The organism is Streptomyces sp. NPDC002838, assembly GCF_040295365.1.
Lineage (GTDB): Bacteria > Actinomycetota > Actinomycetes > Streptomycetales > Streptomycetaceae > Streptomyces.
In genome coordinates this window covers 1-12,727 of the sequence record NZ_JBEOVF010000010.1, presented here as the reverse complement: position 1 = coordinate 12,727, position 12,727 = coordinate 1, and the positions used below count along the sequence as shown (strand labels likewise).

The following is a 12,727-nucleotide window of genomic DNA, read 5'->3' as shown; positions in this document are numbered from 1 at the left end:
CTCTGTGCCGCCCACCACCATCCCCGGAGGACCCATGGCGTTCGGCTGGATCGACGAGCAGGCGCGGCTGCGCCGCCGGGCCGGACTCGTACGGATGCTGCGCCCCCGCCCTGCCGACACGCCGCTGCTGGACCTCGCGAGCAACGACTACCTGGGCCTGGCCCGCCACCCGGAGGTCACCGAGGGCGCGGCGCGGGCCGCGCGAACCTGGGGCGGCGGCTCGACCGGGTCACGGCTCGTCACCGGCACCACCGAGCTCCACACCGAGCTGGAGAGCGAGCTGGCCGACTTCTGCGGCTTCGAGGCGGCGCTGGTGTTCTCCTCCGGATACGCGGCCAACCTCGCCGCCGTCACCGCGCTGGCGCCGCACGGCTCGCTGATCGTCTCCGACGCCGGCAACCACGCCTCGCTGATCGACGGCTGCCGCCTGGCGCGGGGCACCACACAGGTCGTCGGACACGCCGACCCGGACGCCGTACGCAAGGCACTCCAGACGCACGAGGGTCCCGCCGTCGTCGTGTCCGACACGGTCTTCTCGGTCGACGGCGACGCGGCCCCGCTGGCCGCGCTCGCCGAGGCCGGCCGGGAGCACGGCGCGGGCCTGGTGGTCGACGACGCCCACGGCCTCGGCGTCCTCGGCGAAGGCGGCCGCGGAGCCCCGCACGCGGCGGGGCTCGCGGGCGCCGACGACGTCGTCGTCACGGTCACGCTGTCCAAGTCGCTCGGCAGCCAGGGCGGAGCCGTCCTCGGTCCCGCCCGGGTGATCGACCACCTGGTCAACGCGGCCCGGACGTTCATCTTCGACACGGGCCTCGCCCCCGCGGCGGCGGGCGCGGCCCTGGCGGCCCTGCGGCTGCTGCGCCGCGAGCCGGAGCGGGCGGCGCGAGCGCGCGCGGTGGCGAGCGAACTCCACGCACGCCTGACGGCCGCGGGTCTGGAGGCGGTACGTCCGGACGCCGCGGTCGTCTCCGTGCGCGCGCCGTCCCCGGAGGGGGCCGTGCGGTGGGCGGCCGACTGCCGTGCGGCCGGGCTGGCCGTGGGCTGCTTCCGTCCTCCTTCCGTCCCCGACGGCATCTCACGGCTCAGGCTGACCGCCCGCGCGGACCTCTCCGAGGGGCAGATCGAACGCGCTGTACTGGTGATCGGCGAGGCGCGACCATGAGTCGGCGTGACACGGCCGAGCGCCGCACGAGAGGGAACCGGTCAGATGTGGTGCACCGCGGCCGTGAAGCCCGCCCAGCTCTCCGGGGAGAAGAGCAGCGCGGGTCCGGCCGGGTCCTTCGAGTCGCGCACGGCGAGCAGGCCGGTCCACGGACCGCGGTCCAACGGGGCCGTCTCGACGCAGTTGTTCGCTCCGGTGCTGTAGCTGCTGCGCAGCCACCGCACACCGTGCAGATCGGTACTGGAGGGTACGTGCCGAGGCAGTGCAGACATGGGGGGTGCCTCCTTACGCGCCGTCACCTATCCCGGCGATGTAGTCCAACGAATCCTCGGGCGAAAGGGCGTGGAACCGAAGGGTGTTGAAGGCCTCGGTGTAGGCCTGGAGGTCTTCTTTCCGTTCCAGGTAGAGGCTACTCGTCAAGTGGTCGAGAACAACCACATCCAGATCAGATGTGCTCGAAAATGAGAAAATAACGAAAGGCCCGGTGACGCCGATGTGCGCCCCTGCCGTGAACGGCAGTACCTGCAACCGCACTTGGGGCAGGAGGGCCGCCTCCACCAGGCGCTCCAACTGCCGCGCCATGACTCCGGGCCCGCCCACGTCCCGGCGCAGCACGGCCTCGTCCAGGACCGCGCTCAGCTCCAGCGGCGGGTGCGACCTCAGCACGTCCTGCCTGGCCAGCCGCACCTCGACCAGCGCGTCCAGCCGCTCGTCGTCCAGCCCGTCCACCGCGGCCTTCGTCACCGCCCGGGCGTACTCGGGCGTCTGCAGCAGCCCCGGCACCACCGAGGTCTCCAGCGTGCGCATCGCGCTGGCCTGGGACTCCAGGCTGATGAAGTCCCGGTAGGTCGGCGGCAGTACCCCGCGGTAGGCGTGCCACCAGTGGTGCCGGCCGCCGCTCTCGTCGGATCCCGCCAACGCCAACAGCAACTCGCGTAGTTGGGCGTCCCGCACTCCGTAGGCGTCGAGGAGTAACCGCACATCGGCCGGTTTCACCCCGCTCGCGCCGGTCTCGATCCGGCTGACCTTCGACTGGTGCCAGCCCACCAGCCGGGCGGCCTCACCACTGGTGAGCCCCGCCCCGGTGCGCAACGCACGCAGTTCGCCGCCCAGTTTCCGGCGGCGCACCGCGGGACCGTGCTGCATGGGCCACTCCTTAACTCCCACCGGGACTCCAGGACTGCGGGGCTTTGAGACACGCATGACTCCGAGACTCGGACTCCGAGACGCCGAACGAGCGCACAAATACGCTCTGCCGTCGCAGAGTTCACCGCTTCGAGCGACAGATATATGCATATCTTGGTGGATCGCCACCCGTGACCGCCGCGGTAATGGCAGTCTGGCGACGAAGCACCAGTCCGGGACCGTACTCGAACCTTCCGCCTTCGTGTCGGACTGCGGTCCCGTGGGAAAGGGACGACGTCGCCATGGCAGACCATCTGGAAGCATCCGTCACTCTGCCGAGCGAACCCGCCTCGGTTTCCGCGGCTCGTACCTACGTGGTCACCACCCTGGCGGAGTGGGGACTGCCGGCGGACACGGACGCGGCCGAGACCATCCGCCTCATCGTCTCCGAACTCGCCACCAACGCCGTACAGCACACCTTCGGGCAGTCACCGACCTTCACGGTGGACCTCCAGCTCGACCGTGACGAACACCTGCGCATCGGTGTCACCGACAGCCACCCGCGGTTCCCCAAGCGGCTGCCCGCCGCCGTCCAGCAGGACAACGGCCGGGGCCTGGTGATCATCCGCTGGCTGACCGCGGAGTACGGCGGCAAGCTGAGAATCCGGCCCACCCGCGAGGGCGGCAAGACCGTCTCCATCGAACTGCTGTGGACCGTACCGGCCGCGCCGGTGCCTGGGGCAGGACAGCAGGACCCGTAGAACTCACGTGTGCCTGGCTCGGCCGAACGTGCCCCGCAACAAGGCCCGGAACGCGTCCGCGGCGGGTGCCTTCTCGTCGGTCCGGTACACGACCGAGATCGTACGGCGCAACTCTCCCGCCTCCAGCAGCCGCATCCCCACCGGAGTGGCCGCCGTCCGCGCCACCATCTCCGGAACCACCCCGACCCCAAGGCCCGCACTGGCCAGCGCGCACACCAGCACGTACCCCGGAGTCGCCACCAGCACCGACGGCGTGGCCCCGGCCCGTGCCAGCACCGCCTCCACCTCCCGCCGCCCCGGATGGTCCGGCGCCATGCTGATCAGCGGCTGCCCCGCGAGCTCGGCCAGCGGGAGCCGCGAGGTGCCGCTGGTGAGGGCGTGCCCCGGCGCGGACACCAGGACCAGCTCCTCGACGAGGATCGGATCCGCGCCGACGGAGGAGGGGAGCGGGACCGGGACCCCCGGTTCATAGCGGTGCGTCATCGCCAGATCGATCTCGCCGGCGGCCACGGCGGCGACCCCGGCCGACGGTTCGTGGTCCGCGACGATCAGCTCCACGTCCGGATACGCCCGGCGGAACGCGCTGAGCACCGGCGGCAGCAGATGGATGCCGGCGGTCTGGAAGGTGCCGAGCCTGAGCGTGCCGCCGGACAGGCCCGCCAGCCGCGCCAGCTCGTGCCGCGCCCGCTCCAACTCGTCGAGCACTCGACGCGCCCGCGCCACCAGCACCTCGCCCGCGCCCGTCAGCCGCGCCCCGCGATGGTGCCGGACCAGCAGGGCGGTACCCGCCTCCCGCTCCAGCTTGGCCAGTTGCTGGGAGAGGGCGGGCGGGGTGTAGCCGAGACGCTCGGCTGCCCGGGTGATCGACCCGGCCTCGGCGACCGCCACGAGGGCGGCGAGCCGGGTGGGGTCGTACATGCGGGGTCCTTCCGGCTGAGGTGCTGAGCCTAAAGCAATGCTTAAGGCTAATCCAGCAGATCCGACATACCTGCTGAAGGCTCGTGGACGGCAGGCTGGGGCGCATGGACGGACAGCTCATCGCTTTCACCGGTCTCGCCGCTGGCCTGGTCGCCATGCCCGGCGCCGACTTCACCGTCGTTGTGCGCAACGCCCTGGTCTCCCGCCGGGCCGGCCTCGCCTGCGCGCTCGGCATCACGGCGGGACTGCTGGTGCACACCGCACTGGCGGTGGCCGGTCTCGCCGCGGTCCTGGCCGCCGTACCCGCGCTGTTCCGCGCGCTGCAACTGCTGGGCGGTGCCTATGTCCTGTACCTGGGCCTGCGGACCTTGCGGGCGCTGCGGCGGCCGAGCGCGGCCCTGGCCGACGAGGCGGCGTCCGGCGGGCGCCCGCTGCGGCAGGGCTTCCTCACCAACGCTCTGAATCCGAAGGCCTCGCTCACCTTTCTCAGTGTGCTGCCGCAGTTCGTGCCCGCGGGCAGCCCGGCCATGCCCCGGACCCTGCTGCTCGCGCTGATCGTCGTCGTCCTCGCCCTGCTCTGGTTTCACGCCGTGGCTCTGCTGGTCGACCGCCTCGGCCGGTGGCTGCGCGGGCCGCGGGCCGCGCGGGTGGTGGAGGGCGTCACCGGCGGCGCGCTGACAGTTCTCGGTGCGGTGCTGTTGCTCGAACCGGTGCTTGCGGCCTGACGGTCTCGTGTGCCGGCGGCCCGACCGTCTCGTGCCGCTCGTCGGCCGAGCGCTGTTCCTCGGCGGTGCCGGCCCGCTGTACCAGGCGCGGCAGCAGCCCCCACAGGCCGAGACACACCAGCAGGGTCGCCGCGCCCGCGGCCACCCCGCCGGCCCGGCTGGTGGTCACGTCCACCACGAGCAGCACCGACCCGGTGAACGCGAGTACCAGGACACCCAGACCGGCCGATGCCAGCCGCGAGGAGACCTGGACGATCCGGGGCTTGGCGCCCTTCTGGAAGAGCGAGCGGTGCAGGGCGGCGGGCGCGGTGAACAGCGCCGCCGCGAGGACCGCGAGCAGGAGCGTGGTCACGTAGGTGGTGCGCTGGACCGTGTCGAGGGACGGGAAGCGCGAGGTGAAGGCCAGGCTCAGCAGGAAGGCGAAGAGGATCTGGACCCCTGTTTGGGTGACGCGCAGTTCCTGGAGCAGCTCGCCGAAGTTGCGGTCGGCGCGCTCCAGCGGAGTCTCGTTGCGTGCGGTGCAGGGACGGTGGTCGGCCATGCCGGGACGGGTAACCACCTGAGCCCGTGTCACGCGCCCGGAGCCCCACAGGGGGCGACGGCGAGTCAGGCCGCCGCCCCCTGTGGGCGGCTCAGCGGACCCTGCCGTACCAGACGCTCTTGGTCCAGATCTTCTGCAGTCGCACCACGTCCCCGGTCTTCGGGGCGTGCCAGATCTTCCCCTTCCCGGCGTAGATGCCGACGTGGTACACGTTCGAGCCCGAGTGGAAGAACACCAGGTCCCCGGCCTTGCGGCTCTTGACGGAGATGTGGCGCGTCTTGTTGTACTGCTGGGCGGCCGTGCGGGGCAGCTTCTTGCCCGCCTTCTTGTACGAGTACAGCGTGAGCCCGGAGCAGTCGAAGCGGCGTGGTCCTGTGGCGCCGTACTTGTACGGGGAGCCCTTCTTGGAGGCCGCGACCTTGAGTGCCTTTGTCGCCGGCGTGGCGGCCTCGGCCTCGGAGGCGAAGCCAGGAGCCACGATCGAGCCGCCCACGGCGGCGATGGTGAGGGCCGAGGCCGTACCGGCCCGGACCATGAGCGACGGGACACGATTGAGCGCAGTCATGCGCAACCCTTCGTCAGCCGCCTGTGAAGGATGACCTGTCGGATTCGGGCTGGCGAAGTTGCCCGGCCGCTGACGCGGCTTCACCCCAAGGGCTGCTCGGCTCCGGCCATGGCGTGACCGTTCCGGCGACCCGTCGTGCTTGGGTCCTCCACTCCTGCCGATCCACTCCTGTCGACCGGTCATCCGGACGGCGGCAGGACTCGGCGTCCGCCCGGATCGCCCCGCCGCTGCGGCGGGGGCTTGTCGTCAGACACGGATCTTCACTCACGGATGTCCGAAAATCCCAACGGAACCGAGGGTTTGTGTTGTTACTCACCACTCACCCGTTCGGGTGGACACCCCCGTGTTCGAAGGGGTGTTGAGGGGCCCGAGGACGCCCGGACCAGCACCGGAACGTCTCACGGTGCCCCGGGACTACGTGCGTTGCGCAAGTCTGCCGGCCCCGAAAAAGGGCGCGCGACTACTCCAATAGGCCGTACGCCGTTTGGTCCGTTTCGACCCCGGCCCGGACGTCGTCTCGATCCGACGGTTCGTCCGGGCCGGGTGGGGGTGCGTCAACTGTCGGAGAGCGGTGGCACGGTGACGCGAGCCGTGCGGCGCTCGCCGTCCAGGACGCGCAGCGCCCGCGTGAGCGTGGGCGCGTGCAGTTCGGCCTCGCCGCGCTGGTGCATCAGCGCCAGCGCGTCGCGAAGTTCGGTCGCCTTGCCGACCAGTGCCTGCGCGGCCCGCAGCCCGCGGTAGGTGTCGCCGTGGTGCACGGGGTTGATGCGCCCGAGCAGGTCGACCACGTCGAGGTAACGGTCGATCAGCTCGCCCTCGGCGCGGGTGAGGGCGGGCAGCGGCGGCAGTTCGGGTGGGAGCACCGGCCGCTCACCTCCCGGTGGGCGGGGCGATGGTGGTCTTGCGGCTCGGGATGATCTGATCCGCGAGTCCGTACTCCAGCGCTTCCTGAGCGTTGAGGATCGTGTCCCGCTCGATGTCCGCGCTCACCTGCTCCTGGCTGCGGCCGGTGTGCCGTACGAGCATCTCCTCCAGGAGGGCTCGGATCCGTGTCAACTCGTCGGCCTGGATGGCCAGATCGCTGGCCTGCCCCTGCACCGGCTCGGCCAGCGCGGGCTGGTGGATGACCACGCGTGCACCCGGCAGCAGGTGCCGCTTGCCCGGTGTCCCCGCCGCCAGCAGCACAGCGGCGGACGAGCCGGCCTGGCCCAGACACGTCGTCTCCACGTCACACCCGACGTACTGCATCGTGTCGTAGATCGCCGACATCGCGCTGAACGAGCCGCCGGGAGAGTTGATGTACAGCGAGATGTCCCGGTCCGGGTCCTTGTGCTCGAGGTACATGAACTGGGCCATCAGGTCGTTCGCGGAGGTGTCGTCGATCTGCGTCCCGAGGAAGATGATCCGCTCCTCCAGCAGCTTCGAGTACGGATCCATCGACTTGGTCCCGTAACTCGTGCGCTCGGTGAACTCGGGCAGGACGTAGCGGGCGGACGGTCGGGTCATTGGGTACCCCTCCTTCGGCGTCTGTAAAAAATGTACAGGACGTACGTGACGTTATGATGGGGGTATGGCCTACGAGATTCCGGTGACGCAAGCCAGGGCTGAACTCGCCGACCTGATCAACCGGGTGGTGTACGGCGGTGAACGGGTCGTCGTGACACGGCACGGCAAACCCCTCGTCGCCCTGGTCTCCGCCGCAGACCTCGAACGGCTGGAAGAGCTTCAGGAGCCCGCCGAGGAGCAGGTGATCAGCGCGGTCTCCACCGTCCGCGAGGTCGCGTCCGCTCCTCGCGAACAGCAGCGCTTCGGTATCGCGGCGCACCACCGGGGGACTGGTCCCGCGTAGCCGAGAAGACCGCGCACCCCCGTCCGCTACAGCGGGGGCGCACGGTCGGACCGGTGCCGGGGGCGGTCAGCCCACCGGGCTCAGTTCCCGCTTGTCCACGGGCTCGGTGCTCGGCGTACGTGCCTTGAGCGCGTTCCCGAGCAGTACGGCGCCCAGGCCCAGCGCGGCCCACCAGGTCAGGGTCAGAGCGGGACCGGTCGCCGCCGCGCCGTCGAAGAACGACACCGAGCGCAGCAGGGTGGTGCCCGCGCCCGGCGGCAGCCACTGGCCGATCGCCCCGGCCGGCTCCGGCAGCATCTGCGGGGCCGTGACCGCTCCGGAGAACGGGTTGCCGAACAGCATCACCACACCCGCGCCGAGCCCGATCCCCGCCGGACCGAGCAGGGCGGCGAGTCCGGCCACCGCGCCGCTCACGGCCAGCGTCGCCAGGCCGAGCGCGCCGGCCTCCGCCCACCAGTCGCCCGTGAGGACCCCCAGCCAGCTGTGCGCGATCGCCGCCGCGGCCACGCCGACCAGGGCGGAGGCGGTGAGCAGCGCGGCCACCGCGCGCATGGCGCGCAGCCCGAGCAGGGCCACCGCCGAGCCCGCCGCGATGCCGGCCAGGGCGAGCGGCAGCACGCTCGCGTTCAGGGCCGAGCCGCGCGGGTCCTTCTCGGGGGCGGCCACCACGTCGACCGTCCTGACCTGAACGCCCTCGGCGGACGCCTGCTCCGTCACCGTCTGCCGCAGCGTCTGGGCGACGAACGGGCTCGCGGCGGAAGCGGTGAGCAGTTCGGGCCCCTGGGGCGTGACGACGACCGCTCCGTATACGGTCCGGTCCTCGATGGCGTCCCGGGCGGCGGCCTCGTCGGCGTACCGGTGGATCTCGAACGCGCCCTCGCGCTGCCGCAGCTGCTGCTCCACCTGAGCCGTGGCGGTGGCGGGGCCGGCCACGCCGAGCGGCAGGTCCCGGGGCGCGGTGCGCGCGGCTGGCTAGGCGAAGGCCCACAGGGCGAGGGCCGCGAGGAGGGGGACGAGGACGACGACCGCGATCGCGCGCCGGGCCGGGACTCTGGTGGAGGGGGCGGAAGCACTGGACATGGTGTTCCTCCGGGCGATTCTCGTAATTCAGAAAGAAGGATCGTTCGTTTTAGGTGTGCCACCACCGTGCGCCGCGCGGGCGTGGCTTGTCAAGAAGGAACGTTCGTTTTAGTCTGGGCGCATGGCACGCGTAACCCAGGCCCACCTCGACGCCCGCCGCCGGCAGATCCTCGACGCCGCCGCGCTCTGCTTCGCCCGCAACGGCTTCCACGCCACGTCCGTGCAGGACGTCCTGAAGGAGGCCGACCTGTCGGCCGGCGCGGTGTACCGCTACTTCAGCGGCAAGGAGGAGCTGATCGCCGCGATCGTCTCCGAGGTGCTGGGCGAGGTCCGCGCGGCCTTCGAGGAGGCGGCCGGGCAGAGCCCCCCGCCGCCGCCCGACCGCCTGGTGGCCTCTGTCCTGAGCCGGACCCTCGCCCTGCGGGAGGGCCTCACCCTCGACGGCACCCCCGCCTTCCCGCGCCTGGTCGTCCAGGTGTGGTCGGAGATCCCGCGCAACGAGGAGCTGGCCGCCGTCCTGAGGGAGGGGTACAACGCGGTGCGCGCGGCGTGGGGGCGGATCGTCGAGGGCTACCAGGATGCCGGGACGATGCGCTCGGACGTCCCGCCGGACCATGTGGCCCGCACGATGATCGCCGCCGTACTGGGCTTCATCGCTCAGCAGGCCCTTTTCGGGCCCGCCCCGGTGGAGGTCCTGCGGGACGGCCTGCGGGCGTTGATGAGCATGCCGGAGCTCGCGCCGGAGGCCTGAGGATCACAGCTCGGTTAACTTGCACGAAACTCGGTCCAACTAGCCTGCCCATCCACGCCACCAGGGACTTTGCCCCGTGGCTGCGGCAACCGGGCCCCGCACGGTCCGGAGCGAGGACTGTGAGGTGGGACGTGCAACTGACCCCGCACGAGCAAGAGAGGCTGCTCATCCACGTGGCGGCCGACGTGGCCGAGAAGCGCCGGGCCCGCGGGCTGAAGCTGAACCACCCCGAGGCGGTCGCGCTCATCACGTCGCACATCCTCGAGGGCGCGCGGGACGGCCGTACCGTCGCCGAGCTCATGTCCTCCGGACGCAAGCTGCTCACCCGGGACGACGTCATGGAAGGCGTCCCGGAGATGATCCACGACGTCCAGGTCGAGGCGACCTTCCCGGACGGCACCAAGCTCGTCACCGTCCACGACCCGATCGTCTGAGGGGCCTCGATGATTCCCGGAGAGATCCTGTTCGCCGACGGCCCGATTGCCTACAACGAAGGCCGCGAGGTCACCCGGCTCACCGTCCTCAACGCCGCCGACCGGCCCGTCCAGGTCGGCTCCCACTACCACTTCGCCGAGGCCAACCCCGGTCTGGAATTCGACCGCGCGGCCGCGCGCGGCAAGCGGCTGAACGTCGCCGCCGGCACCGCCGTGCGTTTCGAACCCGGGATCCCCGTCGACGTCGAACTCGTCCCGCTCACCGGCGCCCGCGTGGTCCCCGGCCTCCGCGGGGAGACCGGAGGTGCCCTCGATGCCTGAGATCTCGCGTGCCGCGTACGCCGACCTGTTCGGACCCACCACCGGCGACCGCATCCGGCTCGCCGACACCGATCTGCTGATCGAGATCGAGCAGGATCGTTCCGGCGGGCCCGGGCTCGCCGGGGACGAGGCCGTGTTCGGCGGCGGCAAGGTCATCCGGGAGTCCATGGGCCAGTCGCGAGCCACGCGCGCAGAGGGCACTCCGGACACGGTCATCACGGGTGCCGTCGTCGTCGACCACTGGGGGATCGTCAAGGCCGACGTCGGCATCCGCGACGGCCGGATCACCGGCATCGGCAAGGCGGGCAACCCCGACACGATGGACGGGGTGCACCCGGACCTGGTGATCGGGCCGGAGACGGAGGTCATCGCGGGCAACGGCCGCATCCTGACCGCCGGTGCCATCGACGCGCACGTCCACTTCATCTGCCCGCAGATCGCCGACGAGGCGCTGTCCGCCGGTGTCACGACCCTGGTCGGCGGCGGCACCGGTCCGGCCGAGGGATCGAAGGCGACCACCGTCACACCCGGCCCCTGGCACCTGGCGCGGATGCTGGAGGCGATGGAGCAGTACCCGCTCAACATCGGGTTCCTCGGCAAGGGCAACACCGTTTCGCACGAGGCGATGCTGTCCCAGATCCGCGGTGGCGCGCTCGGGCTGAAGCTGCACGAGGACTGGGGGTCGACGCCGGCCGTCATCGACGCCTCGCTGACCGTCGCCGACCGGACCGGCATCCAGGTCGCGATCCACACGGACACGTTGAACGAGGCGGGGTTCGTCGGGGACACGCTGGCCGCGATCGCGGGGCGGGGGATTCACGCGTACCACACCGAGGGTGCGGGTGGCGGGCACGCGCCCGACATCATGACCGTGGTCTCCGAGCCGCACGTGCTGCCGAGTTCGACGAACCCGACCCGGCCCTTCACCGTCAACACCGCCGAGGAACACCTCGACATGCTGATGGTGTGCCACCACCTGAATCCGGCGGTGCCGGAGGACCTGGCGTTCGCCGAGTCCCGGATCCGGCCCTCGACGATCGGGGCGGAGGACATCCTCCACGACCTGGGCGCCATCTCGATCATCTCGTCCGACGCGCAGGCGATGGGGCGGGTGGGCGAGGTCATCATGCGGACCTGGCAGACGGCCCATGTGATGAAGCGGCGGCGGGGTGCGCTGCCGGGCGACGGGCGCGCGGACAACCGTCGTGTACGTCGCTATGTCGCCAAGTACACGATCAACCCCGCCGTCGCGCAGGGCCTGGCCCACGAGGTCGGCTCGGTCGAGACCGGCAAGCTGGCGGACCTGGTGCTGTGGGAGCCCGCGTTCTTCGGGGTCAAGCCGCACCTCGTCGTCAAGGGCGGGCAGATCGCGTACGCGCAGATGGGCGACGCGAACGCGTCCATCCCGACACCGCAGCCGATCCTGCCGCGGCCGATGTACGGGGCGATCGGGCGGGCGCCCGCGTCCAACTCGGTCAACTTCGTGGCACCGCTCGCCGTCGAGGACGGGCTGCCGGAGCGGCTCTCGCTCGGGAAGCGGTTCGTGGCCATCGAGTCGACGCGCGGGGTCACCAAGGCGGACATGCGCGAGAACGACGCGCGGCCCCGGGTCCAGGTCGATCCCGACAGCTTCGCCGTGCACATCGACGGGGAGCTCGTCGAGGCGACGCCGGCCGCCGAACTGCCCATGGCCCAGCGTTACTTCCTTTTCTGACGGCGTGGGCTGAGAGGTTCCGGGGTTCCGATGTCACAAGCAGCGCTTCTCGTTCTGGCCGACGGCCGCTTTCCCGCCGGGGGGCACGCGCACTCCGGTGGGGCCGAGGCGGCCGTCAAGGCCGGGCGCGTCACGGGTGCGGCGAGCCTGGAGGACTTCTGCCGGGGGAGGCTGCACACGGCGGGGCGGGCCTCGGCCGCGCTGGCCGCGGCGGCGGCGCTCGGTGTGGACCCGGTGGCTCTGGACGCGGCCGCTGATGCGCGGACGCCGTCGCCGGCCCTGCGGGTCGCTGCGCGGAAGCTGGGGCGGCAGCTGATGCGGGCCGCGCGGGCGACCTGGCCGTCGGCGGAGCTTGATGCTCTGGCTCGGGAGTTTCCGAAGGGGGCGCATCAGCCGGTGGTGCTGGGGCTTGCGGCTCGGGCCGCGGGGCTGGGGGCCCTGGATGCCGCTTACTGTTCGGCGTACGAGAGCGTCAGCGGGCCCGCGAGTGCGACGGTGCGGTTGTTGAGTCTCGACCCCTTTGACGCCACCGGGGTGCTGGCTCGGCTGGCGCAGGAGGTGGACCGCGTTGCGGATCTGGCGGTGGAGGCGGCGCGGAGGAGTGTCGACGAGGGGGTCGACGCCTTGCCCGCGACTTCTGCGCCGCTGCTGGAGATCGGTGCGGAGGTGCATGCCGCGTGGCCTGTACGGCTGTTCGCGTCCTAGGAGTTTCGCCCCCGCCGCCCCTACCCGTCCCATCCCCAGGGGCTCCGCCCCTTCGACCCCGCCAGGGGGCTGCGCC

General features: G+C 71.5%; 16 protein-coding genes, 1 pseudogene and 1 riboswitch. Of the genes and pseudogenes, 9 read left to right on the top strand and 8 right to left on the bottom strand.

Features of this window, described 5'->3' with window-relative positions; genetic code table 11:
- Window positions 1-34 precede the first annotated feature (34 nt).
- On the top strand, window positions 35-1,162 hold the full coding sequence (locus ABT063_RS15460) for an 8-amino-7-oxononanoate synthase (RefSeq protein WP_351057823.1): 1,128 nt from the start codon (window positions 35-37) through the stop codon (window positions 1,160-1,162).
- Between the two features lie 41 nt (window positions 1,163-1,203).
- Here the strand turns inward: ABT063_RS15460 and ABT063_RS15455 are convergent, their stop codons facing one another.
- A complete protein-coding gene (locus ABT063_RS15455) occupies window positions 1,204-1,434 on the bottom strand; it encodes a DUF397 domain-containing protein (protein WP_351057822.1) in 231 nt (76 codons plus the stop codon).
- A 13-nt stretch (window positions 1,435-1,447) separates the two neighbouring features.
- Window positions 1,448-2,308 carry a helix-turn-helix domain-containing protein gene (locus ABT063_RS15450; RefSeq protein WP_351057821.1) on the bottom strand — a complete coding sequence of 287 codons (861 nt, stop codon included), beginning with the start codon at window positions 2,306-2,308 and terminating at the stop codon, window positions 1,448-1,450.
- Window positions 2,309-2,589: 281 nt separating this feature from the next.
- Here ABT063_RS15450 and ABT063_RS15445 point away from each other — a divergent pair, with 281 nt between their 5' ends.
- Window positions 2,590-3,048, top strand: a complete 459-nt coding sequence (locus ABT063_RS15445) for an ATP-binding protein (RefSeq protein ID WP_351057820.1) — start codon at window positions 2,590-2,592, stop codon at window positions 3,046-3,048.
- A 3-nt stretch (window positions 3,049-3,051) separates the two neighbouring features.
- Here the strand turns inward: ABT063_RS15445 and ABT063_RS15440 are convergent, their stop codons facing one another.
- On the bottom strand, window positions 3,052-3,966 hold the full coding sequence (locus tag ABT063_RS15440) for a LysR family transcriptional regulator (RefSeq protein WP_351057819.1): 915 nt from the start codon (window positions 3,964-3,966) through the stop codon (window positions 3,052-3,054).
- A gap of 104 nt (window positions 3,967-4,070) precedes the next feature.
- On the opposite strand from ABT063_RS15440, the gene ABT063_RS15435 reads away from it, so the two are divergent.
- The gene (locus ABT063_RS15435) at window positions 4,071-4,691 is read left to right on the top strand and encodes a LysE family translocator (protein ID WP_351057818.1); all 621 of its coding nucleotides are present in this window, start codon (window positions 4,071-4,073) and stop codon (window positions 4,689-4,691) included.
- On the opposite strand, the gene ABT063_RS15430 is transcribed toward ABT063_RS15435, so the two are convergent.
- The 4 genes from ABT063_RS15430 to ABT063_RS15415 all read right to left on the bottom strand — a co-directional run bounded on the left by ABT063_RS15430 (window position 4,627) and on the right by ABT063_RS15415 (window position 7,303).
- Window positions 4,627-5,232, bottom strand: coding sequence for a DUF6328 family protein (locus ABT063_RS15430; RefSeq protein WP_351057817.1), 606 nt, complete (start codon window positions 5,230-5,232; stop codon window positions 4,627-4,629). The two genes, ABT063_RS15435 and ABT063_RS15430, sit on opposite strands and share 65 nt — an antisense overlap.
- A gap of 91 nt (window positions 5,233-5,323) precedes the next feature.
- A complete protein-coding gene (locus ABT063_RS15425) occupies window positions 5,324-5,797 on the bottom strand; it encodes a C40 family peptidase (RefSeq protein WP_351057816.1) in 474 nt (157 codons plus the stop codon).
- Between the two features lie 3 nt (window positions 5,798-5,800).
- Window positions 5,801-5,935, bottom strand: a riboswitch (cyclic di-AMP (ydaO/yuaA leader).
- 416 nt (window positions 5,936-6,351) lie between these two features.
- A complete protein-coding gene (locus tag ABT063_RS15420) occupies window positions 6,352-6,660 on the bottom strand; it encodes a hypothetical protein (RefSeq protein WP_351057814.1) in 309 nt (102 codons plus the stop codon).
- Between the two features lie 7 nt (window positions 6,661-6,667).
- The gene (locus ABT063_RS15415; protein WP_351057813.1) at window positions 6,668-7,303 is read right to left on the bottom strand and encodes an ATP-dependent Clp protease proteolytic subunit; all 636 of its coding nucleotides are present in this window, start codon (window positions 7,301-7,303) and stop codon (window positions 6,668-6,670) included.
- A 64-nt stretch (window positions 7,304-7,367) separates the two neighbouring features.
- Here ABT063_RS15415 and ABT063_RS15410 point away from each other — a divergent pair, with 64 nt between their 5' ends.
- Complete coding sequence (locus ABT063_RS15410) at window positions 7,368-7,646, top strand: type II toxin-antitoxin system Phd/YefM family antitoxin (protein ID WP_095751919.1); 279 nt, start codon at window positions 7,368-7,370, stop codon at window positions 7,644-7,646.
- Window positions 7,647-7,712: 66 nt separating this feature from the next.
- On the opposite strand, the pseudogene ABT063_RS15405 reads toward ABT063_RS15410, so the two are convergent.
- Window positions 7,713-8,726, bottom strand: a pseudogene (locus tag ABT063_RS15405) (ABC transporter permease).
- Between the two features lie 121 nt (window positions 8,727-8,847).
- Between ABT063_RS15405 and ABT063_RS15400 the strand changes: the two are divergent.
- From ABT063_RS15400 to ABT063_RS15380, 5 genes are all read left to right on the top strand, one after another.
- A complete protein-coding gene (locus tag ABT063_RS15400) occupies window positions 8,848-9,477 on the top strand; it encodes a TetR/AcrR family transcriptional regulator (protein ID WP_351057812.1) in 630 nt (209 codons plus the stop codon).
- A 131-nt stretch (window positions 9,478-9,608) separates the two neighbouring features.
- Window positions 9,609-9,911 (top strand): urease subunit gamma, encoded by a 303-nt coding sequence (locus ABT063_RS15395; RefSeq protein WP_037890687.1) that lies wholly within the window; start codon window positions 9,609-9,611, stop codon window positions 9,909-9,911.
- Between the two features lie 9 nt (window positions 9,912-9,920).
- Window positions 9,921-10,232, top strand: coding sequence for an urease subunit beta (locus tag ABT063_RS15390; protein ID WP_190050893.1), 312 nt, complete (start codon window positions 9,921-9,923; stop codon window positions 10,230-10,232).
- Window positions 10,225-11,946 (top strand): urease subunit alpha, encoded by a 1,722-nt coding sequence (locus ABT063_RS15385; RefSeq protein WP_351057811.1) that lies wholly within the window; start codon window positions 10,225-10,227, stop codon window positions 11,944-11,946. The genes ABT063_RS15390 and ABT063_RS15385 overlap by 8 nt, the downstream gene beginning before the upstream one ends.
- Window positions 11,947-11,976: 30 nt before the next feature.
- Window positions 11,977-12,651 (top strand): urease accessory protein UreF, encoded by a 675-nt coding sequence (locus tag ABT063_RS15380; protein WP_351057809.1) that lies wholly within the window; start codon window positions 11,977-11,979, stop codon window positions 12,649-12,651.
- Window positions 12,652-12,727: the final 76 nt, after the last annotated feature.